Genomic DNA, 24,511 nt, shown 5'->3' on the forward strand with positions numbered 1-24,511 from the left:
GTGACCACGGCCCTCCCGACGCTGACGCCGGAGGCCCAGAGCCTCGCCGCCCTGGCCCAGGGCAGGACCGGCACAGGCCCCCGCATCCGGCGGGCGCCATGGTTCCTGCGCGCCCTGCCCGGCGCACTGTGCCTCGCCTTCTTCGCCTACATGTTCATCGGTGTGATGCCGATGACCGATGCCAGCGCCATCACCTCCGGCGACGGTAATTCCACCGAGCGCCTCGCCGTTCTCGGAATGACCGGGATCGCCCTGTTCGAGATTATCCGCCGCCGGAGGATCGTGCTTCCGCTGGTCCTGCGCTCCTGGCCGGTCTGGCTGGTGCTCGGCTGGTTCTGTGCCAGCGTGTCCTGGGCCGCCTTCCCGGACATCGCCGTGCGACGCGTGACCGTGATGGTGTTCATCTGCATCATCACGCTGGCCATCGCGGCGGGGATCGGGCCGATGCGGCGCGTTCTGGGCTTGATGGCGGGCATCCTCGTCGTGGTGATCGCGGGCGACCTCGCGGTCACGGTACTCAACCCGGGCTTCGCCTTCACCGAGATCGGCGTGCGCGGCTACCACCAGCAAAAGAATGTCGCGGGTCTCGTTGCGATGCTGGCCTTCATCATCGCCATCGGCTGGACCTGCGCCGCCCCGCGCCCTCGCAGGGTGCTCGCGGGGCTCGCCTTCGCGCTCGCGGCCTTCGGCTTTCTTGTGCTCACCAAGAGCAAGACCTCGATGATGCTGGCGCTGCTCGGCGCCGGGCTGCTGCCCTGCATGCTGGTGCTTCGTCGCATGGGCCCGGCGGCGGCGCTGTTCCTTACCCTCGCGGGCATCGGGGCGGTGGGCGTGACCTATCTCGGCGTCACGGCCTTCAGCGGCGACTTCATCGGCCTGCTGACGCCTGGCAACGATGCGAGCTTCACCGGGCGCACCCAGATCTGGGACTTCGCAGCGAGCGAGATCGCGCGGCGGCCCTGGACCGGCTATGGGTTCGGCTCGTTCTGGGACGTGGGCGATGCCAACGACCCGCTGTTGCGCGCGCCACCCGGCTCCTGGCTCGCCACCCTGAAGATCGGAGAGCGGGCCGACGTGGTGATCAACGAGGCGCATAACGGCTACCTCGACCTCCGGCTCCAGGGCGGCGCTCCGGCCCTGGCCTTCGCGGTGCTGGCGCAACTGCTGACGATCTATGCGCTCGCCGTGAAGCTGTTCTCCCGGCGCACAATCCGCGCGGATGCGGTGGCGGCGGCGACCTTCCTCGTCATCGCGCTCGTCGTCCTCGTGCACAACGCCACCGAATCGAGCCTGTGGATGCGCGGGCAGGTTCTCGCCAACGTCTCCATCCTCATCAGCCTGCTGGCCTTCCGACGAGAGCCCGCACCCGAGCCCGCAGGAAAGCGCCCATGACGATCCGCCGGATCGGCGGCTGGATCGGAGCGGGGCTAGCCGACGCGGCGGGCCGCCTCGTCATCCTGTCCATCACGACCGCCTTCCTCGCCCGCATCCTCCCGCCGGGGGATTTCGGTGCAACCGCGCTGACGCTCTCCATCGTCACCGCCTTCTCCATGGCGGTGGGGACGCCCTACGAAGAAGCGCTGACCCAGGCGAAGGTCGTCCGCCGGGACGATCTCGGGGCGGTGCTCGCGCTTTCGATGGTCGCTGCCCTCGGCTTCCTCGCGCTCTGCGTTCCGGTGGGCCTCCTGCTCGACCACGTCTACGAGCGTGCCGACCTCCGCTTTCTCCTCCCCGCCACGGGCCTGCTGCTGCTCGCGCAGGGGCCGATGACACTGGCGACCGCCGTCGCGAGGCGCCGGAAGGCGTTCTACATCATCAACGCGTCGAGCATCCTCGGCCATGTGATCGGGGCGGTGATCGCCATCGGGCTCGGCCTTGCCGGAGCCGGCATCTGGTCTCTCGTCGCCCTGCGGATCGTCCTCGTCTTCGCGAGCGCGGCGAGCCTGTTCTGGATGCTCGGCCTGAAGGTCCGCCCGGTCTGGTCATGGGGGCGGCTCAACCGGTTCAACCGCTTCGCCGGGCTCGTGCTGGCCTCGCGCCTCGTCGAGAACGCCACCTACGTCGTCTACAACACCCTCACGGGCGCGCTCTTCGGCCTGACCGTGCTCGGCTACCTCAACATCGCCATGCGGCTGATCGAGCCGGTGCGCGGGGCCATCACGGCGGTGACGCACAACCTGTGCTTCCCGCATTTCCGGGGCAGTGCCCTCTCGCGGGACAATGTCGGCGAGGCGGCGGCGGAAGTGGCCCGCGAGACCTCGGCCCTCGTCGCGCCGACGATGATGGGCCTTGCCGCCGTCAGCCCCCTCGTCGTCCCGCTCATGGCCGGGCCGGGCTGGACCACGGCGGAACCCATCGCGGCGGCCCTGGCGGCGGGCGGCCTCCTCGCCCTGCCCTCGCAGGTGGTGCAAACCGCGCTCTCGGCGAGCGGTCGGCCGCAGAGCGTGCTCCTGTCCTACAGCGTCGCCCTCGTGATCCTCGCCCTGACGCTGGTGGCGACGGCCGGGCTGCATCCGGCCACGATCGGTCTCGCCCGGCTCGCCGGGGATCTGTCCCTCACCGCCACCACCGTGCTGATCAACGGGCCGCTGATCGGCCTCTCACCCTGGCCGCTCCTGCGGCGGCTGTCGGGGGTGTGGCTGTCGGCGGCGATCATGGCGGTGATCGTCGCGTGGCTCGGCATCACCCTCGCCGATGCTTACGGGCCCCTGCTCGCCCTGATCGTCGCCATCCCCGCTGGCGTGCTGATCTACGTGCCGCTCCTATTTCTGATCAGCCGCGCGAGCTTCGATTCCCTGGTCGGACGGATCCGCCCTCTCCTGAGCCGTGCGCCGGTGGCGGGCCTGCGATGACCGGCGCGATCCTCGTCACCGGCGCGGGCGGTTTCATCGGCAAGGCCGTCGTGGCGCGGCTGCGCGAGCGGGGCCTGTCCGTGCGGGCCGGACTGCACCGCCTGCCCGATGGCCGCGATCCGCCCGAGGGTGCCGTTCGCTGCGATCTCGACGACCCGCGCAGCCTCGATGCCGCCTGCGCCGGGGCCTCGGCCATCGTCCATGCGGGCGGACGCTCGGCCGCCGCGATGCCGGATCAACTCCGCAACCTGCTCGCTGCCGCCGAGCGGGCGGGGATCGACCGCATCATCCAGCTCAGCTCCATCGCCGTCTATGGCCCCGCCGAGGGGCGGATCGGCGAGCCCGACGCGCCTCCTTCGACAGCCGCGCCCGACGATCCCTACTGCGCCGCCAAGCGCGCCTGCGAGGCGATGCTGCGAAGCTGGGTGGCGGCTCGGCCAGGGCGGCGGGTCGCGATCCTGCGGCCCGGCATCGTCTACGGGCGCGGCAGCGACCTCTGGATCGAGCGGCCGGTCGCGGGCCTGCGCGCGGGCGTGCTGGGCCATCTCGGGCCGCGTGGCGAAGGCATCGCGTCGCTCGTCCACGTCACGGATGCGGCCGAGGCCGTGCGCTGCGCCCTCGCCGCCCTCACGGGGCCGGGCCAGGGGCTCATCGCCGCCAACATCGTCGGGCCTGAGACGCCGACCTGGAACACCTATTTTGCGGCGCTCTCCAGTCGCGCCGGGTTGCCGCCGCCGCGTCCCCTTCCCCCGGGACGACTCGCAATGCTGCGCGCCCTGTCTCTTCCGGCCAAGGCGCTGGCACGCCTGCGCCTGCCCGTGGGCGGACTGCGCTTCGTGCCTGCTTCGGGCGAATTGCGGTTATTCGCCCGAGCCGCACACTACGACACCGCCCGCGCCCGGACCGAACTCGGTTTCCGCGCGGGCATCCGGCTCGCCGAGGGGCTGGACGCATCCTTCCGACACGACACGCCCCACCCGTGAACGAGCGCCGCGCCATGTCCACGATTGCCCAAACGGCTCCGTCTTCGACGCTCGCGGTATCGAGCGCCGCGCGGGTGAGCTTCCTCGACTTGCCGTTCGACAGGCTCGATCTCGACGGCACGCTCGACATCCTGCTGGCGGTGCCGGAGGGCGAGCGGTTCCGCTATCTCGTCACGCCCAACGTCGATCACATGATCCGAATCGCGGACGATCCCGAGACCGCGCGCCTCTATCGGGAGGCGTGGCTCTGCATCAACGACAGCCGCATCCTCACGCAGCTGGCGCGGACCTGTGGCACCGACCTGCCGCCCGTGCCGGGCTCGGACCTCGTCGCCGCCCTGCTGACCCATCCCCGGCTCGCAAAGGATTCGTCCGTCCTGATCGTCGGCGGCAACGAGGGGCTGGCGGAGTCCGTGAGTCGTCTCTGCGGACTGACGCAGGTGGCGCAGATCTGCCCGCCCATGGGTCTGCGCAAGGATCCCGCGAAGCTTGCCGCGACGGTGGAGGCCATCGAGGCGCGGCCTGCCCGCTTCGTCGTTTTGGCCGTGGGCTCGCCGCAGCAGGAAATGCTGGCCGCCGCCCTCGCGAAGCGTGGCATCGCGCAGGGCGTGGGCCTGTGCATCGGCGCGGGGCTTGAATTCCTCGTCGGCGAGCGTCCCCGCGCGCCGACGATCTTCCGCGTCGCCAATCTCGAATGGCTGTTCCGCCTCGCCTGCGAGCCGCGCCGCCTCGCCCGCCGCTACCTGATCGATGGCCCGCGCATCTTCAAGCTGGTGTGGGACTACCGGCGCCGGGCGGGCTGAGCCCCCTTCATCCGCGCGCGATCGCCTGGGCGACGATGGTGCGCCGGGCCTCAGTCGAGAGCGGAATGGTCGACTGGATGCCGAGCCCGTAGCGGCCCGGCCCGACGACGGGGATGGCGCCACCCTCCGACCAGACGGTCTCGCACAGGCTGTCTGCCGAGGGTGCGTGACCGGAGGCGGACAGGCCGAGCACCTTGTCGCAATAGACGCCGTAGAGGATGTACTCGGAGAAATCGCGGGTGGCAGCGAGCGCTTCGATGGGGTCGCGGCCCGTGACCTCGCCGATCCGCTCCAGCAGGCCACGGACATTGGTTCGCCGCCACGTGACGAACTGATCGATGTAATCCGCCTCGTGATAATCCGAGGGCGGCAGGCCGAGCAGCGTCGAGGCCGCCCGGTGCCAGGGCGCGTGCATCGCATCGTCCGCCGCGCCCGGAAAACGGGCGAGGCGCACGAGCCCCTCCGACTTCAGGGCCTCCACCGGTAGCGGGCGCACGAAGGCGGTGTCACTGTCGAGATGCACTACGACGTCGCCCGACGCTCCGGCGGCGGCGTTGAGCTTCATGATCTGCTGGGCGATCCAACCCCGAACCGGCCGCCCCTTGAACGAGACATAGACGTTGCGCCGGGGCAGCCGCAGGCGGCGGCGCCATTCCGGCCCCGGCAGCGGAAGCTTGCGCAGCCAACCGGGCAGCAACTCCTCCTGCGGAACCAGGGCGCGGCGCCCCCGGCCAGCGGCCGGAACAGCGCCATGTCGGCCGAGGGGACCGCCAGGAGATGCGACGCGCCCATGGGAGCGAAGCGGTCGGCGGTCTCACAGAGCAGGCGGCAACACTCGAAGTCGCCCGCGAAGGACAGCGTGATCAGGGTCGGCGGGTTATCCATGGTCGATGGCTCTTTCGCCTGCTCTCAGACCGCCCAATCCATCGGCCGCAGCACTCCCCCTGCGACGAGACCGTCGCCGGCCGGGGATACCGCTCCGGATGTTGCAGCATCTCGGTCACCTCGGTGATGTGGACCGCGAGGTCCGCATCCATCCTGCCAGGCCGACCGGCGGTGACGGCCTCGGCGAATTCGCTGACGCCGCGCAGGAAATCCATCGGCGGTCGGCCGCGCCCGCTGCGGAACGGCACGGGACGCACCGCCTTCACCACCCTGCCCTTCCGCAGAGGGAAGCGTCGTTCGAGGAAGCGGTCGAGACGGGTCGTGGCCGTGCGCTTGAGCCGGACGGGACCGGCGAAATCCCACGGCTCCTCGACCTGCAGCACGCCCGCGTCGCCCACGATCCGCAGGCGGTGATCGTAGGGCGCGACGATGGAGTTGGTAACGCGGGCCACGATGCCGCCGTTGAACTCCAGCAGACCGCAGGAGAAGTCCGGCGCTGGATGCACCGGCTGGTCGCATTCCTTGTCCGGGATCAGCAGCGAAGCGTAGGCGGTGACCCGCCGCACCGGGCCGAACATGGCGACGAGCAGGGTCACCACGTAGCCCGCATGCTCGAAGGTGCAGCCGGTCTCGAACTCGCCCTCGGCGGGCCAGCGGCGCCCGCTGCGGCTGATCCAGTTTCGATAATCGGCCTTGTGGACCATGCCGTCATCGAGTTCGGCATAGACGAGACGCACGCGCCCCACGGCGCCCTCGCGCACCGCGCGCCACAGGGTCTGGGCCTGTTCCCCGAGGATGTTGCTCGGCGCGGCGGCGAGGCGCACGCCCGCCTTCGCCGCGGCATCGCGCAGGCCCCGGGCCTCGCTCAGCGTCATGCCCAGCGGCTTCTCGGAATAGACGTGGCGACCGGCCGCGATGGCCGCGCGGGTGACGGGCGCGTGGTTCTCCGGGTCGGTGAGGTTCACCACGACGCCGAGATCGGGCTCGGCCAGCAGTTCGGCGAGCGAGGCGTAGGCGCGGTCGCCCCAGGTCTTGGTGAAGGCCGCCAGCCGCTCCGAATCGCGGTCGTAGACGCCGGCCAGTTCAAGCTCGCCAGAATGCAGATCCAGGCACTGGCGGTACATATCCGCGACATAACCACAGCCGACGAAGGCAATTTTCATCCTGCCCGCGCGATTGTCAGCGTTAAATTTACCATTCTCTGAGAAATTACCGCGCAAATCCGGTATTGATCTCACGTTATCAGGTGCCGACTTTACTTCCGGCTGGAATAAGTCGCACCAGTGATCAAGTTATAGCTCTTCGGTTAGTTATTCATGAACCTCCCAGAGAGCATCGGAGACGGCATGCGCGGCATCCAGCCGATCGCGGTGAGCGTGGTCATCCCCACGCTGAACCGTCACAAGGCGCTCGAGCGCGCCCTGGGCTGCATCGTCGCGCAGCAATTGCCGGACGACACGGCCGCCGAGATCGTCGTGGTCGACAACTCCGTCGACGCGAACGCGCAGGCCCTGGTGGCGCGGCTCGCCGCGGATGCGAGCCTGCCGATCCGCTACGTCTCGGTGCCGAAGCCCGGCATCGCCACGGCGCGGAACGCAGGCGTCGCGGCGGCGCGGGGCGAATGGATCGCCTTCATCGACGACGACGAGACCGGTGGCCCGCATTGGCTCGCGGCCCTGCTCGCGGTCGCCCGCCGAGGCGAATACGACGCAGTGTTCGGCCCGGTGAGCGCGCGGGCCGACGACAACCTCGAGATCGGCCCCTTCGCAGCCTATTTCGCCCGCGGCGTCACAGCCGAGGATGGTGGGGACGTGACTCACCGCGCCGCCTATCTCGGCACCAACAATTCACTCTTCGCGGCTTCGATCTGCGCAATCCCGGGCGGTCCCTTCGAAGAGCGCCTGAACAGCATCGGCGGCGAGGACAGCCTGTTCCTTCAGCGCCTCGTGAACGAGGGGCGCCGGTTCGGGTGGGCCTCCGGCGCCGAGGTGACGGAATGGGTGCCGCCCCGGCGGCTCGATTGGGCCTATGTCCGCCGCCGCCGCTTCCTCAGCGGCCAGATCCGCACCTTCGTCCACGAGATGGCCTCGCCCCGCAGCCGCCTCAGCGTGGCCCGGTGGATGATGGTCGGCGTGGCGCAGGCCATCGTCTCGGGCGTATTGTCGCTGCTCTTGGAGCCGATCAACCCGCCCGCCGCGCGCCATCACCGGATCGCGGCTTGTGGCGGCCTCGGCAAGATCTTCTGGATGACCCGTTTCCGGGGCTCCCTTTACGGGACCGGGCTGGTCTCGTGAGGCCGAGCCGCCGGGCGCTTCTGACCGGCGCCGGGGCGACGATCTGGGCCAGCGCCACGGGCGCGGGCGAGGTGGCGAGAATCCACGTCAGGAACGGGGCCGCGCCCTTCGCCGTCAGCCCGCTGATCTACGGATCGGGCGAGATCGGCACCCTCGACGGCGGCGCGCCCTCGGCGGAGCTCGACCGGGCGGCCGGTGTAAGCCTGCGCCGGTTCGGCGGAAATTTCGCCACGAGCTACAACTGGACCAACAATGCCTGCAACGCCGGCAAGGACTGGCAGCAGGCGAACGGCGATTTCCTGAGCGAGTCCCTCGGCCTGCCGCAGGCCGAGCGCAACCGCCCGGCAGCGGTGATCGCGGCGATGCACCGCTCATCCCTGTCCATGGGCGCGAGCAGCATCGTGACCCTGCCCCTGGCGGGCTTCGTCGCGGCGGACAAGAACGGCCCCGTCGGGCCGGACCAGGCCGCACCCTCGGCGCGGTTCGTGCCCGTGTCCTGGGAGGGGCGGCGCCCGGCCTCCGCCCCCGTCGATCCGCGGGTCGCGGACATCCCGCAGTGCCTTGCCACCCTCATCGACCGGTTCGGCCCCGCCGGATCCGGAACCGGCATCCGGGGCTACATCCTCGACAACGAGCCCGGCCTGTGGGCGACCCAGCACCCGCGCATCGTGCGGGCTCCGGTGCGGATCGCCGACCTGATCGCGAGGGCGCTGAAGGCGGCGCGGGTGATCAAGGCCATCGACCCCGGCGCCTGGGTGATCGGCCCGGCGAGCCGGGGCGTCACCGGCATGGCGAGCCTTCAGAACGCACCCGACTGGGCTGCCTTCAAGCATCATGGCAGCTTCCTCGCCGCCTATCTCGACGCCTTCCGGCAGGCCTCCGAGCGCGAGGGCCGACGCCTGCTCGATGCCCTCGACGTGCATTGGTACCCGTTCAGCGACCGGGGCACCCTGTTCCGCAGCGAGGATCCGGCGCTCACCGCCCCGCTCCTCGACGCCCCCCGCTCCCTGACCGAGCCGGGCTTTTGCGAGGCGAGCTGGGTGACGCAGGCCCTGCCGGTGGCGATGGAGGGCGGCCTATCCCTGCCGCTCCTGCCGAGCCTGGAGCGCATCGTGCGGGCGAACTTCCCCGGCACGGGCATCGCCGTCACCGAGTATAATTACGGAGGGGCTGGCCAACTCGCCTCGGGCCTCGCTCTGGCCGATGCCCTGGCCCGCTTCGCGCGGGCCGACATGCGGCTCACCGCCCATTGGGGCTCCCTCGCGGGCTGGCTTGGCACGGCCTTCCGTCTCTACCGGAACTACGACGGCAAGGGCGGCCGGTTTCCCGATTCGGGCCTCCCCGCCGAGGTCTCACGCCCCGACATCCTCACGGTGCGGGCGGGCATGGAGGGCGAGCGGCTTCATCTCGTCCTCATCAATCGCGGGTCGCAGGACGAGGCCGCCGACATCGTCCTCGACCAGCCGTTCAAGGCCGCCCGGCTCACGCGCTACGGCTTCGACGCCGCCCATCCCGACATGGCCGAAACGGACCCGCCGACGACCCTCTCCGGCCCGCTGCGCGTGGCACTACCCGCCCGGTCCGCCCGACACTGTGTGCTGACACCGGCTTAAACGGTTCTGCTTGCCGTTGTGCCGGGGGCGGAAGCCAGATACACAGGAGGGATGACGGTGCCCCGCAAGGGGTGAAAAGGGAACGCGGTGAGGGTTTGCCCGAACCCGCGGCTGCCCCCGCAACTGTAAGCGGCGAGCGCCTGCCAGCAGCCACCGGAGCGATCCGGGAAGGCGGCGGGCGCGCCGAGCCGCGAGCCAGGAGACCTGCCGTCATCCCCGACGTTCAACGTGCCGCCGGTGGGGCGGCAGGAGAGCCATGATGACGACCACGACCCTCGCCCCCGTCGCGATCCGCTCGAACGAGCGCCTGCTCGCGGTCGCCATGGCGGCCTTCCTCGGCCTCGGCCTCGTGTTCATGGCCGGCTTCTCGCCGGCCATCGCGTTCCACAACGCGGCGCACGATTTCCGGCACGCTCAGAACTTCCCCTGCCACTGACGCCCACGCGCCAGGGATGATCCTCAGGCTTCTGTCGGCGGCACTGGCCGCCGGCTTCCTCGCGGCTATCGTCGCCACGGGGCTCCAACTCGCGTTGACCTCTCCCCTCATCATCGAGGCGGAACGGTACGAGGCGCGGGAGCCCACCCGCGCGGCGCAGGCACTGCCCATCATTCTCGCCCATTCGGGGCATGACCACGCGGCGCCCGATGCCGCGCCCGAATGGCAACCCGCACCCGGCTTCCAGCGCATGGCCTTCACCGGGCTCGCAACCCTCGTCGGCGGTGTCGGCTACGCGTTGCTCCTCGGCGCGGTGCTGATGGCGCTCGGCCGCGAGCCGACCCTGCAGACCGGGCTCGCCTTCGCGCTGGCCGGGTTCGCCAGCGTCGCCCTCGCCCCGGCCCTCGGCCTGCCGCCGGAACTGCCGGGACAGGAAGCAGCACCGATCCTCGCCCGGCAGGTCTGGTGGGCCATGACGGCGGTCGGCACCGCGATGGGGCTCTACCTGATCGGCGTCCGCCGCTCGCTTATCGCCATCCTCGGTGGCCTCGTCTTGATCGTTGCCCCGCATGTCGTGGGCGCGCCACAGCCCCCGGCGGGAACGTCCGAACTCCCGGCAACGCTGGCCGCGCAATTCGCCGCTCGGTCGCTCGCGATCAGCGCGGTGTTCTGGGCCATGATCGGCCTCGGCTTCGGCTGGGCGTGGCAGAGCTTCACCCCCGCGAAGGGCGCCCGCCATGCCTGAGGCGGAAACGATCCTCTACGTCTGCACTACATGCCGACGGGAGGGTGACGACCCGGAGGCGCCCCGCGCCGGGGCGCGGCTCCATGCCGAACTGGTGCAGCGCGCAGGGGCCCTGCGCGTCGAGCCGGTGGAGTGCCTGTCGGTGTGCAAGCGGCCCTGCACGGTGGCGGTCGCGTCGCCCGGACGCTGGACCTACGTCTACGGAGATCTCGACCCCGCCGAGGCGGCCGAGACGATCCTGGCGGGCATCGGCGCCTATGCCGGGACATCGGACGGCATCGTGCCCTGGCGCGAGCGCCCCAAGGAATTCCGTTCGGGCGTCATCGCCCGCATCCCTCCGTTTCCCCCGCGCCCCGAGGCCGCCGAATGACCATCGTCGCGAAGATCCCCTGCACGATCGTCACCGGCTTCCTCGGAGCCGGAAAGACGACGCTCGTCCGCCACGTCGTGGAGAATGCGAAGGGCCGGAAGCTCGCCATCCTCGTCAACGAGTTCGGCGATGTCGGCTTCGACCGTTCGTTCCTGGCCGCATGCGGCGTCGAGGGCTGCACCGAGGACTCCATCGTCGAGCTTCCGAACGGCTGCATCTGCTGCACCGTGGCCGACGATTTCGTGCCTGCTCTCGAAACGCTGCTCTCCCGCGCCGAGCCGCCGGAGCACATCCTGATCGAGACGTCCGGCCTCGCCCTGCCGAAGCCGCTGGTCCAGGCTTTTCAATGGCCCGCCATCCGCTCGCGCGTGACCGTCGACGGCGTCGTCGCGGTGGTGGATGGGCCTGCCGTGGCGACCGGCGCCTTCGCCGAGGACCCGGACGCGCTCGCCGCCCAGCGCGCGGCGGATACGAGCGTCGATCACGACAACCCGCTCGAAGAGGTGTTCGAGGATCAGCTCCTCTGTGCCGACCTCGTGGTGCTCAACAAGGCCGACCTGATGGATGCGGCCGGTCTCGCCAAGGTGCGCGCCGAGGTTGAGGGCCATCTCCCCCGTGCCGTGAAGCTGGTGGAGACCTCCAACGGCGCCATCGACCCGCGCGTGCTGCTGGGCCTCGGCGCGGCGGCCGAGGACGACCTCGCCAACCGCCCCTCGCATCACGGCGAGGGCGAGGATCACGACCACGACGATTTCGAGACCGTGGCCCTGCCGGTGCGTGCTGCCGTGACAGCGGGCGACCTCGCCGCCCGTGTCGAGAAGGCGGCAGAGACCGAGGGCGTCCTGCGGATCAAGGGGTTCGTGGAGGTCGAGGGTAAGCCCATGCGCCTCGTGGTGCAGGGCGTCGGGCGCCGGGTGTCGCACCATTTCGACCGTCCCTGGCGCTCGGGCGAGGCCCGCGACGGCCGCCTCGTGGTGATCGGCCTGAAGGGTTTCGACCAGAACGCGGTGGCGAAGGCGCTCGCGGGATGATCCCAGCGCCGGCCTTGCCGCGCGCCGGCTAGGGAGGGCACCATGCACCTCCTGCGCGTCGATACGGTCTCCCTGGACGAGGGCGAGGCGGCGGTGGATCTCGGCCAGGAGCCGGGCGACTTCGTGGTTCTGTCCTTCACGGATAGCGACCTCGCCGGGCTGGCCCGCGCCCACGCCTCGGCCCCCGGCCTGCCGTCGCTCCGGCTCGCCAAGCTCGCCAAGCTGCGCCACCCACTTTCGGTCGATCTCTACGTCGACAAGGTGATCGCGAAGGCGCGCGCCGTGGTGATCCGCTGTCTGGGCGGGCTCGATTACTGGCGCTACGGGGTGGAGCGCTGCGCCGAGGCGGCGCGGGCGAACGGCGTCGTGCTCGCCGTGCTGCCGGGGGACGACAGGCCCGATCCGCGCCTCGCGGCCTTCTCCACGGATCCCGCCCTGGCCGATGAACTCGACCGTCACTTCCGCGCGGGCGGGCCGGAAAACCTGCGCCGGATGTTCCAGCGGCTGGCGGAGCAATTGGGCGATGCAGGCCCGGCGGAGCCGCCGGAACCCCTGCCGCGCGGCTTCGCGTGGTGCCCCGGCTGCGGGCCGGTGGCGATGGATGTCGCGCTGGCAGCCGGGCGTGCAGCGTTGCCATCCCCCGGCGCCATTGCGAGCGGTGATGGAAGTGTCGCCGGAAATCGAGCCGGAACAGCCCTCGCCCTCCTCCTCGTCTACCGCTCGGCCATCCTTGGCGGCGACACCGCACCCTTCGAGGCCCTGGCTCACGCATTAGCCAAGCGTGGGATCGGCACGATGACGCTCGCGGTGTCGAGCCTCAAGGATCCTGAGGCAGTGGCCGCCGTGAAGGCCGCTCTCGCCGCCCAGCGGCCGGATATCATGATCGCGGCCACGGCCTTTTCCGCGCGGGACGATGCCGGGTTCATCCTTGACCGTGCGGGTTGCCCGGTCCTCCAGGCCTTCACCGTGGGCTCACCCCGTGCAGCCTGGGAGGCTTCGGCGCGGGGGTTGAGTGCATCCGACCTCGCCATGCAGGTCGCCCTGCCGGAATTCGACGGGCGGCTCGCGGGCTTCCCGGTCGCGTTCAAGGAAGAAGCCCCCGAGGAACAGGGCTTCTCCGAGCGGCGGCTCGTCCCCTTCCCCGAGGGCATCGCGGCGCTGGCCGAGCGAGCGCATGGCTGGCTTCGGCTGGCCGCCCTCCCCCCGGCCGAGCGTCGGCTGGCCGTGGTGATGTCTGATTACCCCGCGCGCGGCGGACGGGCGGGGTTCGCGGTTGGGCTCGACACGCCCGAGAGCGCCCGCGCTCTGTTCTCCGATCTGGCGCAGGCAGGCTACGCCGCCCCGGATCTCCCTGAGACGGACGCGCTGATGCGGGCGCTGACCGAGGGCGAGGCAGCATTCGCCGTTTCGCTTGCGGATTATACCGCTTGGCTCGAGACTCTGCCCGAAGGACCCCGCGCCGCGATCCATGACGCCTGGGGGGATCCGGCGGACGATCCGCATTGCCGCGAGGGCGCGTTCCGTTTCCGCAGTATCGGCGGCGTCTGCGCTCTGTTCCTTCAACCCGACCGTGGGCAGGATGCCGACCGCAAGGCCGGCTACCACGACCCCGACCAGGTGCCGACCCACGCCTATTGCGCCTTCCATCTCGGCCTGCGCCGCGACTTCGACGCGTTGGTGCAACTCGGCACCCACGGCACCACGGAATGGCTGCCGGGCAAGGCGGTGGCTTTGTCGCCCCTGTGCTGGCCCTCGCTCTGCGTCGGCTCCCTGCCGGTGATCTATCCCTTCGTCGTAGACGATCCCGGCGAGGCCGCCCCGGTGAAGCGCCGGCTCGGCGGGATTGCGCTCGGGCACCTCACCCCCACCATCGCCCGCGCCGGGCTGCCGCCCGAGACGGCGCGTCTGCGGGAATTGGTGGAGGAATATTCCTCCGCGACCATCCTCGACCCGCGCCGGGCGAAGCTGCTCGCCACCGCCATCCTCGAAGAAGCCGAGGGCCACGGCTTGCTCGCGGGTGCGGGCATCCCGGCCGACGCGCCGATGGAAGACGCGTTGACCGCCCTCGACGCCCATCTCTGCGACCTCGGCGAGACTGCCTTTCGCGATGGGCTTCACGTCTTCGGCCGCGCCCCCGAGGATGCGCCCGAGCTCATCCGCGCCAGCGCGGCGGGGGAGCGGGCGGGGCTGCTTGCGGCGCTCGACGGCCATTTCGTGCCCCCCGGCCCCGCCGGATCGCCCTCGCGCGGACGGCTCGACGTGATGCCGACAGGGCGCAACCTCACCACCCTCGATCCCCGCGCCATTCCGAGCCGGGCCGCGACCCTGCTCGGCGAGAAGGCGGCGCAGGCGGTGGTGACGCGCTACTTGCAGGACGAGGGCAGCTATCCCGCCCGCATCGTCATGGATCTCTGGGCTTCGCCGACCCTGCGCACCGGGGGCGAGGACGTCGCCCATGCCCTGTCGCTGATGGGCGTGCGGCCGGTCTGGGACCATGCCAGCACCCGCGTCACCGGCTTCGAGGTGCTTCCGCTCGCGGTGCTCGATCGCCCGCGCGTCGATGTCACGATGCGGGTCTCCGGCGCCTTCCGCGACACCTTCCCCGACACACTGGCGCTGCTCGACCGGGCCGTGCGCGCCGTCGCCGCCCGCGACGAGGACGAGGAGGACAACCCCCTCGCCGCCGCCGCCCGCCGGGGCGAGACCGGGGCGCGGGTCTACGGGGCGGCCCCCGGCCGTTACGGCGCGGGCGCGGCCTCCCTCGCCCTTGATGGGGAGTGGCAGGCGCGCGCCGATCTCGGCCGGGCCTATCTCGAGGCCAGCGGCTACGCCTATGGCGACCGCGAAGGGCCGGATGCCGGGTTCGGCGAGCGCATCGCCCAGGCCGATGCCTATGCCCATGCCTTCGACGTGGCGGAGCGCGACCTGTTCGACGGCGATGCGGCGGTCGATGCCATGGGCGGGTTCGCCGCCGCCGCGAGCCTCTCCGGCGCGAGCCCGGCCCTCTACAGCCTCGACGTTTCCGAGCCGGAGAGGCCCAAGGCCCGGACCGCGCGGGAGGATGCGGCCCGGCTGATCCGCGCGCGGCTCGCCGATCCGCGCTGGATCTCGGCACAACTGCGCCACGGCTATCGAGGGGCGCAGGAGTTGGCGCAGGGGCTCGATGCGGTCTTCGTGCTCGCCGCCGGGAGCGATGCCGTGACCGATGCCGGGTTCGAAACCCTCTACTCCGCCTGGATCGCCGACCCGGACGTATTCGAGCGCCTGCGCGCTGCCAACCCCGCCGCCACGCGGGCGATCCTCGACCGGTTCGACGAGGCGCGTGAGCGCGGCCTCTGGACGAGCCGCCGCAACGCTCTGCCCGCCGACGCGCTGATGGGCGAGGCGGCGGAATGAGTTCGCGCGCCCTACCCGATGCGGCCAGACGGGGCTGGTGCCCCGGTCTCCGGCGGCCCATGCCGACCGGCGACGGGCTCCTCGCGCGCATCCATCCGCCGCTGGGCGTGCTGAGTTTGGCGCAGGCCCGCGCCGTGGCCGAGGGCGCCCAGCGCTACGGCAACGGCCATCTCGACCTGACGGCGCGGGCGAACCTCCAGATCCGGGGCGTCAGCGAGGCCACCACAGCGCCGCTGGCCGCCCTTCTCGACGCGGCCGGTCTCGGCGACACCCGCACGGATGGCGGCCCGCAGCGCCTGACCCTGACGAGCCCGCTCGCCGGGCAGGACATTGCCGCCCTCGCAAGCGCCATTGAGGTGGCGGGACGCGCGGTGCTGGGCCTGCCGCCCAAGACCTTCGTCGCCGTGGGCATGATGCTGGACGAGGCGGACCTGTCCGTTCTTCCATTGGAAGGGGGCCGGGTGGCGATCATCGCCGGGCTCGCAGATGGGCGGCCGGTTGGGAACGTAAGTTCAACTGACACCCCTTCCACCATCCGCAACCTGCTCGCCGCCTTTGCCGCGACAGGCCAGCGCCGGATGCGCGATGTCACTGCCGGAATGCTCGCCTTCTCTCGTCATGGCGAGTGGAGCGAAGCCATGACGGAGGTGGGCTGGGCAACGGGTGACGCGTCCGCCGTGCCCGGCCTCTCCGAGCAGGATGGCCATCCCGTCCTCGCCCTCGACGCCCCGTTCGGACGCTGCACCGTCGCAGCGTGGGAACGTCTGATCGCCGTCGCGGAGCGGTGCGGCGCACCCGAACTGCGCCTGTCGCCCTCGCGTGGGATCGTCCTGCGTCCCACCTGCCTGGAGCGAGTCGGCCTCGCCGACCTCGCCGGCAATTTCATCACCACGGCGGACGATCCCCGCCGGGCGGTGGCCGCCTGCACGGGCGCGCCCGCTTGCGCCTCGGGCTCGACGCCGACGCTTCTGGATGCCGCGCGTGTAGCGGACGCCTTCCGGCCGCTGGCGGCGCGGGGTCTCGTGGCGCATGTCTCCGGCTGTGCCAAGGGCTGCGCCAAGCCCGGCCCGGCCGACCTAACCCTCGTGGGACGCGAGGGCCAGTACGGCATCGTCATCGGCGGAAATCCGAGCGACACACTGTCCCTTCAGGTCCCTATCGAGGCGGCGCTCGAGCGTTTAGGAAGGGCGGCAAGTGTCGGGCTTGCCGCCGCCTTCGCGCCGGCTTCCATCGATATCGGGAGGAACCGGAGACCCGCATGAGCGCGAGCCCGAACGCCGTGCAGCCAGACGCGTCGCGTTACGACTATGTCCGCGACGGCGGCGCGATCTACGCGAAGTCCTTCGCCATCATCCGCGCCGAGGCCGATCTCGCCCGCTGGAGCGGCGCGGCCGAACGCTGCGTCGTGCGCATGATCCATGCCTGCGGCATGACCGATCTGCCCAAGGACGTGGAGATGTCGGACGATTTCGCGGAAGCGGGCGTCGCCGCGCTAAAAGCCGGGGCGCCTATCCTCTGCGACGTGCACATGGTGGCCGATGGCGTCACCCGTGCCCGGTTGCCGGCGGACAACAAGGTGATCTGCACGCTACGCGATTCCCGCGTGCCGGAGATGGCGCAGCGGCTCGGCACCACCCGCTCGGCGGCGGCGATGGAATTGTGGCGCGAGGTCCTGCCGGGCAGCGTGGTGGCGGTCGGCAACGCGCCGACCTCGCTGTTCCGCCTGCTCGAATTGCTGGACGAGGGCGTTGCGCCCCCAGCCGCGATCATCGGCATCCCGGTCGGGTTCGTGGGTGCGGCGGAATCGAAGGAGGCCCTGGCGCGGGACGGACGAGTGCCGTTCGTCGTCGTCCACGGGCGTCGGGGCGGCAGCGCCATGACGGCGGCAGCCGTCAACGCGCTCGCCAGCGAGGTCGAGTGATGGACGGGCTCATGCCCTTCGAGGGCGAGACGGAAGACCTGCCGCGCATGGCGACGACGGGCACGCTCTATGGCGTCGGCATGGGGCCGGGCGATCCCGACCTGCTGACCGTGAAGGCGCGACGCATCCTGGAGCGGGCGCCGGTCCTCGTGCATTTCTGCAAGCAGGGAAAGCGCGGCAATGCGCGCGGCATCGCCGATGCGATCCTGCGGGATCCGTCGCGGGAGATGGCGCTCGCCTATCCCTACACGACCGAGCTTCACCCGGAGCATCCGGACTACGTGTCCGCCCTGGCCACCTTCTACGACGAGGCATCGGACAAACTCGCCGCCCATCTCGGCGCGGGCCGGGACGTGGCGATCCTGTCCGAGGGCGATCCCTTCTTCTACGGCTCGTTCATGCATCTGTGGCGGCGCCTGAAGGACCGCTTCCCCGTGGATGTCGTCCCCGGCGTCACCGGCATGTCCGGCTGCTGGACGCGAGCGGGCACGCCGATCACCTGGGGCGACGACGTCCTCACCGTGCTCCCGGCGACCTTGTCCTTCGACACGCTGGTCGAGCGCCTGCGCGGCACCGACGCCGCCGTGGTGATGAAGCTGGGGCGGCACCTGCCGAAGGTGCGCAAGGCGCTGACCGAGGCGGGGCTTCTGTCCCGCGCGGTCTATGTCGAGCGCGGGACCATGCCGGGCGAGCGGGTCATCCCGCTCGAAGTGAAGGCGGACGACGACGCGCCGTATTTCTCCATGGTCCTCGTTCCGGGCGAAGGCCGACGCCCGTGAGCGGGAGCGTCACGGTGGTCGGGCTCGGGCCGGGCGATCCGTCCCTGCTGACCGAGTCCGCCCGCCACGCCCTCGACCGGGCGACGGATCTGATAGGCTATTTCCCCTATGTCGCCCGCGTGCCGGAGCGCGAGGGCCTGGTTCGCCATGCCAGCGACAACCGGGTGGAGGTCGACCGCGCCCGTCATGCCCTGGCGCTCGCCGCCTCCGGTCGGCATGTCGCGGTGGTCTCAGGGGGAGATCCCGGCGTCTTCGCCATGGCGGCGGCGGTATTCGAGGCGGTGGAGCAGGGCGAGCCCGGCTGGCGAAACCTCGCCATCACCGTCGAGCCCGGCATCACCGCCATGCTCGCGGCGGCGGCGCGGCTCGGCGCCCCGCTCGGCGGGGATTTTTGCGCGATGTCCCTGTCCGACAACCTCAAGCCCTGGCCGGTCGTCACTGCGCGGTTGGAGGCGGTGCTGCGGGCGGATTTCGTCGTGTCGCTCTATAACCCGATCTCCAAGGCCCGGCCCTGGCAACTCGGGGCGGCGCTCGACCTCGCCTCCAGCATCCGGGCACCCGAGACCCCGGTGATGTTCGCCCGCGCCATCAGCCGACCGGACGAGGCGATCCGCGTGACGACCCTCTCCGAGGCCGAAGCCTCGCAGGCTGACATGGCGACGATCGTGATCCTCGGCTCGAGCGGTACGCGGCTGATCCCGCGCGAGGGCAAGGCGCCGTTCGTCTACACCCTGCGCAGCGTGCCGGGTGCGGCGTGACCCCCCGCCCGCAACCATGCGAGCGCCCCCGCCGCGTCGGGCACGCTCGGCACATCGGGTTTCAGCGGACGGCGGACCATCACCATCGGAAGGCCGAGGCTGCGTGCCGCGACGACCTTTCCATAGGTCGCCGCGCCTCCGGCATTCTTGCTGACCACCACCTCGATACCCGCCTCGCGCATCAGGGCCGCCTCGTCCTGGGCATCGAAGGGGCCGCGCGCGGCGATGGTGGTGAGTCTCGGCACCGGCAGCGTGTCCCCAATCGGCTCGATGCTGCGCACGACATAGGCGTGGTGCGGCGCGTCCGCGAAGGCCGCCACCTCCTGACGACCGATGGTGAGAAAGACATGGCGCGGCACGAGCCCGAGCGCCCGCGCCGCCCCCGCCATATCCTCGACCTCGATCCAGCGATCGCCCTCCCCGGCCTCCCAGGCCGGGCGGCGGATCGCAAGCAGCGGAATTCCGGCGAGCCGCGAGGCCTCGGCGGCGTTCGCCGAAATCCGCGCGGCGAAGGGATGGGTGGCGTCGATCAACGTTGCGATCCCCTCCTCCGCCAGAAAGCGGGCGAGACCTTCCGCCCCACCGAAACCGCCGATCCGTACCGGCACGGGCGCGGCCATCGGCGTACGGGTACGCCCGGCCAAGGACAGAATCGTCTTGAAGGCGGGGTCGGTTGCGAGCGCCTTCGCGAGGGCGGTCGCCTCCGTGGTGCCGCCGAGGATCAGAAGTCGCGTCGCGGAATCGGGCATGGCCGCCTTGTCCCCGCCCGGTGAGCCGATGTCGAGCCGCCGTTGGCTGACCATCGTCGGGATCGGCGAGGACGGGCGCGCGGGTCTCTCGCCCACCGCCACCGCCGCCCTCGACGCGGCGGAGGTCGTCTATGGAGGACGCCGCCATTTCGAGCTGGCCGGGCCGCTCACGGCCGAGACGCGCTCCTGGCCGAGCCCGATCCACGAGGCCTATCCTGGTATCCTCGCCCGGCGGGGGCAGCCGACCTGCATCCTCGCCACCGGTGATCCATTCCATTACGGCATCGGCGCCGAGATCGCCCGGCTCGTCCCGGCGGACGAGATCGCGGCTTTCCCCCAGCCCTCGGCATTCAGCCTCGCCTGCACCCGCCTCGGCTGGCCTCTGGCGGAATGCGAACTCGTCACCCTGCATGGGCGCGCCCTGGAGCGGATCATCCCGCATTTGCGGCCGGGCGCGAGCCTGCTCGTCCTTTCGTGGGACGGGAGCACCGCCGCTGCGCTCGCCGCGCTCCTGACCGCGCGCGGCTTCGGGGCAAGCCGCATCACGGTGCTGGAAGCGATGGGCGGCCCGCGCGAGCGGATCCGCAGCGCTCGTGCCGAGGCTTTCGACCTGGATCGGATCGATCCGTTGAACACCCTGGCGACCGAGGTCGAGGGTGAGGCCGAGGGTCTGCCGCTGGCGCCCGGGCTGGACGACGCCCTGTTCGAGAATGACGGCCAACTCACCAAATCGGAGATCCGCGCGCTGACCCTCTCGGCCCTTCGGCCGCAGCCGGGACAGCATTTGTGGGATATCGGCGCGGGCGCGGGCTCCGTGTCGATCGAGTGGATGCTGCGGGCGCCCTCGCTGAGGGCCACCGCCATCGAGGCCAAGCCCGAACGGGCGGAGCGCATCCGCCGCAATGCCCTTTCGCTCGGCGTGCCCGGCCTGTCGGTCGTGCTCGGCCGCGCCCCGGACGCTCTGGACGGGCTCGCGCCGCCGGATGCCGTGTTCATCGGCGGGGGCGTGTCCGAACCCGGCCTGATCGACCTCGCCGCGGGGGCCCTGCGGCCGGGCGGACGCTTCGTCGCCAATGCGGTGACGCTCGAGGGCGAGGTCGCCCTGCTCGCGGCCTATGCCGGACGGGGTGGCAGCCTCCGGCGCTTCACCGTGGGCCGTGCCGCGCCGGTCGGCGGGCTTCAGGGCTGGCGCATGGCGATGCCCGTGACCCAATGGGCCTGGACCAAGTCGTGAGCGCGGCTCGTTCGCTCGTCGCCGGAATCGGTTTCCGCCGTAGCGCCGAGGCAGCCGAAATCACCGCTTTGATCGCGCGCGCTCTGGAAGCGGCCCAGGCGGAGCCGGAGCATCTGGCTGTCATCGCCACCGCCCTGGACCGGGCGGGGGATCCGGCGATCCGCGAAGCGGCGAAACATTTTGGCCTCGCGCCCCAGGGCGTCGCCCCGGACGCGCTCACGGCCTGCGATGCCGCTGTCGAAACCCGGTCGGCGCGGATCGAGTCCTTGCGGGGCGTCGGCTCGCTATGCGAGGCGGCGGCCCTGGCTGCGGCGGGGCCGGGCGCGAAGCTCGCGCTTCCTCGGATCGCCAGCGGCAGCGTCACCTGCGCACTGGCCTTCCGCCGCGAAACCCGCCAGAGGGCTGAAGGATGACCGTCCATTTCATCGGCGCGGGGCCGGGCGCGGCCGACCTGATCACCGTGCGCGGCCGCGATCGCATCGCCGCCTGCCCGATCTGCCTCTATGCCGGCTCTCTCGTCGCCCCCGAGATCCTGTCCTGGTGCCCGCCGGGCGCGCGGATCATCGATACAGCGCCCCTCTCCCTCGACGCCATCATGGCCGAGATCGAGGCCGCTCACGCGCAAGGCCAGGACGTGGCCCGGCTGCATTCGGGCGACCTTTCGATCTGGTCTGCCCTGGCCGAGCAGCTGCGCCGCCTCGACCGGCTCGGCATCCCCTACACCCTCACCCCCGGCGTACCCTCCTTCGCGGCGGCGGCCGCGGTTCTGGAGCGGGAGCTGACCGTGCCGGGCCTCGCGCAATCCGTGGTGCTGACCCGGACCTCCGGTCGCGCCAGCGCCATGCCCGAGCGCGAGCGGTTGGCCGCCTTCGCCGCCACCGGCGCGACGCTGGCGATCCACCTGTCGATCCATGTCATTGAGGCCGTCGCGCAGGAACTCGTGCCCCATTACGGGGCCGATTGTCCCGCCGCCGTCGTCTTCCGGGCGACGTGGCCGGACGAGACCGTGATACGCGGCTCGCTGGCGACGATCCCACAACTTGTGCATGCTGCAACCCTAGAGCGGACCGCAATTATTTTTGTCGGGCCGGCTTTGGACGCCCGCGAATTCCGGGAAAGCGCTCTTTACGCTGCCGACTACGATCGCCGCTTCCGGCCGAACGGCGCCGTCGGGGGCAAATCACCATGAGCGCGCGGGGCCTTCTCGTCGCCGCGCCGCGCTCCGGGTCGGGTAAGACGACCGTCACATTGGCGCTGATGCGCGCCTTGCGCCGCCGGGGGCTGCGCATCCGGGGCGCGAAATGCGGGCCTGATTACATCGATCCCGCCTTCCACTGGGCCGCCACGGGTGAGCCGAGCTTTAACCTCGACAGCTTCGCCATGCCCCCCGCCCTGCTCGATACCTTGGCGAGCGCCTCGGCCGCGCAGGCCGATCTCGTCCTTGCGGAGGGGTCGATGGGCCTGTTCGATGGGGTTCGCGCCGTCGAGAACCGGTCCGGCGCCAATGCCGACATCGCCGCGCGTTACGGCTGGCCGGTCGTTCTGGTGATCGACGTTTCGGGCGCGGCCCAATCGGCCGCCGCCGTCGCACTCGGCTGCCGCGTCTACGATCCGCGCCTGACCATTGCCGGGGTGATCCTCAACAAGGTCGCAAGTCCCCGTCATCGCAGTCTCGTGGAGGCGGGGATGGAAAAGGCGGGCTTGAGGGTGTTCGGCGCCCTGTCACGTGAGGCGGGGTTGGTGCTGCCGGAGCGCCATCTCGGCCTCGTCCAGGCGGGCGAGACTGCCGATCTTGCCGCCCGGCTGGAGAAGCTGGCCGACATGGCCGAGGCCGGGCTGGACCTCACCGCACTCGTGGAGGCCGCGGGCGGATCGGTCCCTCCGGGGGCGGAGCGCTCCCTCGTGCCGCCACCGGGGCAGCGCATCGCCATCGCTCAGGACGAGGCGTTCAGTTTCCTCTACCCGCATATGGAGCGGGGTTGGCGGGAGGCTGGGGCCGAACTCGTGCCGTTCTCGCCCATGGCCGACGAGGCGCCGCCCGAGACTTGCGATTGCTGCTGGCTACCGGGGGGTTATCCAGAACTCCATGCGGGCCGGATCGCCGCCGCACAGCGCTTTCTGGAAGGCACCCGCGCCTTCGCTCGGACTCGCCCGGTTCACGGCGAATGCGGTGGCTACATGGTGCTGGGTGAAAGCCTCGAGGATGCCGAGGGGGCGATCCATCCCATGCTAGGACTTCTGCCCGTGGCGACGTCCTACCGTCGCCGGAAACTGCATCTCGGCTACCGCGTGGCTCGACTCACCGGAGATGGAACGCTCGGACGCCGCGGCGCCCGCCTGATCGGGCACGAATTCCACTATGCCAGCGTCACTTCGGAGCCGCCGGACGAAGCCAGCGCGCTCGCCCGAATTACCGATGCCGAAGGAACTGATCTCGGATTCATGGGGCATCGGCTCGGCCACGTCAGTGGAAGTTTCTTCCATCTGATCGCGGCCGGCGAGTGACAGTTACTGAAAGGGAAGGGTCAGGTCGTTACGCCTGGGGAATATTCTCGTCCCCGTTTCCGTTGGCGCGGAGATGCGCGAGGCGGGCGGCACTGCGGACGAGGGCCAGAACATCCCGGCGCATCTGGTCGTCGACGATCTGCGTATAGGCGCGCAGCAATTCCACGGACCCCTGAGCGTTGAGGAAGCTGAAGACATCCTCCTGCGGGCCGTCGGAGGTCGTGTTGTCATCGAAGAAGGCAGAAACCGGAACCTCTAGCAGCCGGGCGATCTCACGCAGACGGCCGGCGCCGACGCGGTTCTGACCCTTCTCGTATTTCTGGACCTGCTGGAACGTCACGCCGACGGCGTTGCCCAGAGCCGTCTGGCTGAGTCCGCGCGCCTTACGCAGGGCGGTGATCCGCAAGCCGACCAGCCGATCCACATCAGTCGTCTGCTTCGGCATCAGGGGTGGCGTCCCGTCCTTCGCCATCGGACGGGCGACCTTTAATGAAAGGTCCATTGTGTTGTGCTCGCCGTTTTCCACTGACCCAAACCCCGTTTTCGCGTGCTTACCGGGAGCAGCTTTCGGACTTCCCGGCTCGGTGTGTCACTACACCGCTATCAATCACTAGATCCAATTCGCTCGATCCTGCAAGTCATGCGATACAGCCTCAGGTTTAGGAGGCGATTATGAGCGCTTTCGTGTCACTTTAGCCGGTTGTTTTACAGGTTGTATCTTGCTGATTTTTGCAACTGCCAAAGATTAGCAGCCAAACCATCTAGATAGAACGTTCGGTCGAGAAGCCCAGGGAGAAGAGTTTGTATGCCATACACACATATGTGTGCAGTTTTTAAGGGTTAAAAGTCATTAACTTTTCAGCCGGCAGAGCCATGCCCTCCACCAAACTCCTTGCTCTCGGCTCAGCAGCTTAACGGTTCGTTCACAGGGCAGCCACGAGCCAAGAAAATGCCAAATTCGCATTCTGAATACAAAACGCGTATCCGGCGGGCTCCTCAGTCCTCACCGACGGCGGTTTATGTGCCGGGCATAGAGAAAAGGAATGGAGTCGGTCACAAGCAGGTGCTATCTTTCGTACGATAATCTACAATAGAACGATATATTGGCAACTCGAGTCCATAAATTCTTGGCACCCCTGCGTAGGACGCAAGGCATT

The 24,511-nt window shown here is 70.2% G+C and carries 23 protein-coding genes and 1 riboswitch; of the genes, 19 read left to right on the forward strand and 4 right to left on the reverse strand.

The features are described 5' to 3' along the window. The 4 genes from ACFQE0_RS02240 to ACFQE0_RS02255 are packed head-to-tail and all read left to right on the forward strand — an operon-like array spanning position 1 to position 4,638. Complete coding sequence (locus tag ACFQE0_RS02240; protein ID WP_378966681.1) at positions 1–1,392, forward strand: O-antigen ligase family protein; 1,392 nt, start codon at positions 1–3, stop codon at positions 1,390–1,392. Then, a complete protein-coding gene (locus tag ACFQE0_RS02245) occupies positions 1,389–2,852 on the forward strand; it encodes an oligosaccharide flippase family protein (protein WP_378966683.1) in 1,464 nt (487 codons plus the stop codon). The genes ACFQE0_RS02240 and ACFQE0_RS02245 overlap by 4 nt, the downstream gene beginning before the upstream one ends. After that, a complete protein-coding gene (locus tag ACFQE0_RS02250; protein WP_378966685.1) occupies positions 2,849–3,835 on the forward strand; it encodes an NAD-dependent epimerase/dehydratase family protein in 987 nt (328 codons plus the stop codon). Before ACFQE0_RS02245 ends, ACFQE0_RS02250 begins: the two co-directional genes overlap by 4 nt. Positions 3,836–3,849: 14 nt before the next feature. Beyond that, positions 3,850–4,638, forward strand: coding sequence for a WecB/TagA/CpsF family glycosyltransferase (locus ACFQE0_RS02255; protein WP_378966687.1), 789 nt, complete (start codon positions 3,850–3,852; stop codon positions 4,636–4,638). Positions 4,639–4,645: 7 nt separating this feature from the next. Here the strand turns inward: ACFQE0_RS02255 and ACFQE0_RS02260 are convergent, their stop codons facing one another. Continuing rightward, positions 4,646–5,335: a DUF6492 family protein gene (locus tag ACFQE0_RS02260; RefSeq protein WP_378966689.1), complete on the reverse strand. Its 690-nt coding sequence runs from the start codon at positions 5,333–5,335 to the stop codon at positions 4,646–4,648. Between the two features lie 166 nt (positions 5,336–5,501). Next, positions 5,502–6,686, reverse strand: coding sequence for a Gfo/Idh/MocA family protein (locus ACFQE0_RS02265; protein ID WP_378966691.1), 1,185 nt, complete (start codon positions 6,684–6,686; stop codon positions 5,502–5,504). Between the two features lie 183 nt (positions 6,687–6,869). Here ACFQE0_RS02265 and ACFQE0_RS02270 point away from each other — a divergent pair, with 183 nt between their 5' ends. The 11 genes from ACFQE0_RS02270 to cobJ all read left to right on the forward strand — a co-directional run bounded on the left by ACFQE0_RS02270 (position 6,870) and on the right by cobJ (position 18,866). After that, positions 6,870–7,817, forward strand: coding sequence for a glycosyltransferase family 2 protein (locus ACFQE0_RS02270; RefSeq protein ID WP_378966693.1), 948 nt, complete (start codon positions 6,870–6,872; stop codon positions 7,815–7,817). Continuing rightward, positions 7,814–9,430 (forward strand): glycoside hydrolase family 44 protein, encoded by a 1,617-nt coding sequence (locus ACFQE0_RS02275; protein WP_378966695.1) that lies wholly within the window; start codon positions 7,814–7,816, stop codon positions 9,428–9,430. The genes ACFQE0_RS02270 and ACFQE0_RS02275 overlap by 4 nt, the downstream gene beginning before the upstream one ends. A 38-nt stretch (positions 9,431–9,468) precedes the next feature. Further along, positions 9,469–9,656, forward strand: a riboswitch (cobalamin riboswitch). 33 nt (positions 9,657–9,689) lie between these two features. Beyond that, positions 9,690–9,866 carry a CbtB domain-containing protein gene (locus tag ACFQE0_RS02280; RefSeq protein WP_378975213.1) on the forward strand — a complete coding sequence of 59 codons (177 nt, stop codon included), beginning with the start codon at positions 9,690–9,692 and terminating at the stop codon, positions 9,864–9,866. Positions 9,867–9,882: 16 nt separating this feature from the next. Beyond that, a complete protein-coding gene (locus ACFQE0_RS02285) occupies positions 9,883–10,611 on the forward strand; it encodes a CbtA family protein (protein ID WP_378966697.1) in 729 nt (242 codons plus the stop codon). Next, positions 10,604–10,981, forward strand: coding sequence for a DUF1636 family protein (locus ACFQE0_RS02290; protein ID WP_378966699.1), 378 nt, complete (start codon positions 10,604–10,606; stop codon positions 10,979–10,981). Before ACFQE0_RS02285 ends, ACFQE0_RS02290 begins: the two co-directional genes overlap by 8 nt. Next, positions 10,978–12,012, forward strand: a complete 1,035-nt coding sequence (gene cobW / locus ACFQE0_RS02295; RefSeq protein WP_378966701.1) for a cobalamin biosynthesis protein CobW — start codon at positions 10,978–10,980, stop codon at positions 12,010–12,012. The genes ACFQE0_RS02290 and cobW overlap by 4 nt, the downstream gene beginning before the upstream one ends. A gap of 42 nt (positions 12,013–12,054) precedes the next feature. Further along, positions 12,055–15,408: a cobaltochelatase subunit CobN gene (gene cobN, locus ACFQE0_RS02300; RefSeq protein ID WP_378966703.1), complete on the forward strand. Its 3,354-nt coding sequence runs from the start codon at positions 12,055–12,057 to the stop codon at positions 15,406–15,408. Further along, positions 15,405–16,670: a precorrin-3B synthase gene (locus ACFQE0_RS02305; RefSeq protein WP_378966705.1), complete on the forward strand. Its 1,266-nt coding sequence runs from the start codon at positions 15,405–15,407 to the stop codon at positions 16,668–16,670. Before cobN ends, ACFQE0_RS02305 begins: the two co-directional genes overlap by 4 nt. Beyond that, a complete protein-coding gene (locus ACFQE0_RS02310) occupies positions 16,667–17,329 on the forward strand; it encodes a precorrin-8X methylmutase (RefSeq protein WP_378966707.1) in 663 nt (220 codons plus the stop codon). The genes ACFQE0_RS02305 and ACFQE0_RS02310 overlap by 4 nt, the downstream gene beginning before the upstream one ends. Beyond that, positions 17,329–18,108 carry a precorrin-2 C(20)-methyltransferase gene (locus ACFQE0_RS02315; protein WP_378966709.1) on the forward strand — a complete coding sequence of 260 codons (780 nt, stop codon included), beginning with the start codon at positions 17,329–17,331 and terminating at the stop codon, positions 18,106–18,108. The genes ACFQE0_RS02310 and ACFQE0_RS02315 overlap by 1 nt, the downstream gene beginning before the upstream one ends. Then, positions 18,105–18,866 carry a precorrin-3B C(17)-methyltransferase gene (cobJ, locus tag ACFQE0_RS02320; protein ID WP_378966711.1) on the forward strand — a complete coding sequence of 254 codons (762 nt, stop codon included), beginning with the start codon at positions 18,105–18,107 and terminating at the stop codon, positions 18,864–18,866. The genes ACFQE0_RS02315 and cobJ overlap by 4 nt, the downstream gene beginning before the upstream one ends. Here cobJ and ACFQE0_RS02325 read toward each other — a convergent pair. Then, positions 18,833–19,669 carry a cobalt-precorrin-6A reductase gene (locus tag ACFQE0_RS02325; protein ID WP_378966713.1) on the reverse strand — a complete coding sequence of 279 codons (837 nt, stop codon included), beginning with the start codon at positions 19,667–19,669 and terminating at the stop codon, positions 18,833–18,835. The two genes, cobJ and ACFQE0_RS02325, sit on opposite strands and share 34 nt — an antisense overlap. On the opposite strand from ACFQE0_RS02325, the gene cbiE reads away from it, so the two are divergent. The 4 genes from cbiE to ACFQE0_RS02345 are packed head-to-tail and all read left to right on the forward strand — an operon-like array spanning position 19,644 to position 23,354. Continuing rightward, positions 19,644–20,849, forward strand: a complete 1,206-nt coding sequence (cbiE, locus tag ACFQE0_RS02330) for a precorrin-6y C5,15-methyltransferase (decarboxylating) subunit CbiE (RefSeq protein ID WP_378966715.1) — start codon at positions 19,644–19,646, stop codon at positions 20,847–20,849. The two genes, ACFQE0_RS02325 and cbiE, sit on opposite strands and share 26 nt — an antisense overlap. Next, on the forward strand, positions 20,828–21,262 hold the full coding sequence (locus ACFQE0_RS02335) for a cobalamin biosynthesis protein (protein ID WP_378966717.1): 435 nt from the start codon (positions 20,828–20,830) through the stop codon (positions 21,260–21,262). The genes cbiE and ACFQE0_RS02335 overlap by 22 nt, the downstream gene beginning before the upstream one ends. Continuing rightward, complete coding sequence (cobM, locus tag ACFQE0_RS02340; RefSeq protein ID WP_378966719.1) at positions 21,259–22,038, forward strand: precorrin-4 C(11)-methyltransferase; 780 nt, start codon at positions 21,259–21,261, stop codon at positions 22,036–22,038. The genes ACFQE0_RS02335 and cobM overlap by 4 nt, the downstream gene beginning before the upstream one ends. Next, positions 22,035–23,354 carry a cobyrinate a,c-diamide synthase gene (locus ACFQE0_RS02345; protein ID WP_378966721.1) on the forward strand — a complete coding sequence of 440 codons (1,320 nt, stop codon included), beginning with the start codon at positions 22,035–22,037 and terminating at the stop codon, positions 23,352–23,354. The genes cobM and ACFQE0_RS02345 overlap by 4 nt, the downstream gene beginning before the upstream one ends. Before the next feature lie 28 nt (positions 23,355–23,382). On the opposite strand, the gene ACFQE0_RS02350 is transcribed toward ACFQE0_RS02345, so the two are convergent. Next, on the reverse strand, positions 23,383–23,802 hold the full coding sequence (locus tag ACFQE0_RS02350) for a helix-turn-helix domain-containing protein (protein WP_378975215.1): 420 nt from the start codon (positions 23,800–23,802) through the stop codon (positions 23,383–23,385). Between the last annotated feature and the right edge of the window lie 709 nt (positions 23,803–24,511).

This window comes from Methylobacterium komagatae (assembly GCF_042661665.1).
In the GTDB taxonomy this organism is placed as follows: domain Bacteria; phylum Pseudomonadota; class Alphaproteobacteria; order Rhizobiales; family Beijerinckiaceae; genus Methylobacterium; species Methylobacterium komagatae.

Bases quoted from the DNA above. Each gene is read 5' to 3' on its own strand.
- ACFQE0_RS02335 (WP_378966717.1), top strand. From the start codon at position 20,828: ATGGGCCTGGACCAAGTCGTGAGCGCGGCTCGTTCGCTCGTCGCCGGA.
- ACFQE0_RS02325 (WP_378966713.1), bottom strand. From the start codon at position 19,669: ATGGTCAGCCAACGGCGGCTCGACATCGGCTCACCGGGCGGGGACAAG.
- cobM (WP_378966719.1), top strand. From the start codon at position 21,259: ATGACCGTCCATTTCATCGGCGCGGGGCCGGGCGCGGCCGACCTGATC.
- ACFQE0_RS02245 (WP_378966683.1), top strand. From the start codon at position 1,389: ATGACGATCCGCCGGATCGGCGGCTGGATCGGAGCGGGGCTAGCCGAC.
- ACFQE0_RS02315 (WP_378966709.1), top strand. From the start codon at position 17,329: ATGGACGGGCTCATGCCCTTCGAGGGCGAGACGGAAGACCTGCCGCGC.
- ACFQE0_RS02345 (WP_378966721.1), top strand. From the start codon at position 22,035: ATGAGCGCGCGGGGCCTTCTCGTCGCCGCGCCGCGCTCCGGGTCGGGT.
- ACFQE0_RS02310 (WP_378966707.1), top strand. From the start codon at position 16,667: ATGAGCGCGAGCCCGAACGCCGTGCAGCCAGACGCGTCGCGTTACGAC.
- cobW (WP_378966701.1), top strand. From the start codon at position 10,978: ATGACCATCGTCGCGAAGATCCCCTGCACGATCGTCACCGGCTTCCTC.
- ACFQE0_RS02255 (WP_378966687.1), top strand. From the start codon at position 3,850: ATGTCCACGATTGCCCAAACGGCTCCGTCTTCGACGCTCGCGGTATCG.
- cbiE (WP_378966715.1), top strand. From the start codon at position 19,644: ATGTCGAGCCGCCGTTGGCTGACCATCGTCGGGATCGGCGAGGACGGG.
- ACFQE0_RS02270 (WP_378966693.1), top strand. From the start codon at position 6,870: ATGCGCGGCATCCAGCCGATCGCGGTGAGCGTGGTCATCCCCACGCTG.
- ACFQE0_RS02290 (WP_378966699.1), top strand. From the start codon at position 10,604: ATGCCTGAGGCGGAAACGATCCTCTACGTCTGCACTACATGCCGACGG.
- cobN (WP_378966703.1), top strand. From the start codon at position 12,055: ATGCACCTCCTGCGCGTCGATACGGTCTCCCTGGACGAGGGCGAGGCG.
- ACFQE0_RS02280 (WP_378975213.1), top strand. From the start codon at position 9,690: ATGACGACCACGACCCTCGCCCCCGTCGCGATCCGCTCGAACGAGCGC.
- ACFQE0_RS02265 (WP_378966691.1), bottom strand. From the start codon at position 6,686: ATGAAAATTGCCTTCGTCGGCTGTGGTTATGTCGCGGATATGTACCGC.
- ACFQE0_RS02305 (WP_378966705.1), top strand. From the start codon at position 15,405: ATGAGTTCGCGCGCCCTACCCGATGCGGCCAGACGGGGCTGGTGCCCC.
- ACFQE0_RS02285 (WP_378966697.1), top strand. From the start codon at position 9,883: ATGATCCTCAGGCTTCTGTCGGCGGCACTGGCCGCCGGCTTCCTCGCG.
- ACFQE0_RS02250 (WP_378966685.1), top strand. From the start codon at position 2,849: ATGACCGGCGCGATCCTCGTCACCGGCGCGGGCGGTTTCATCGGCAAG.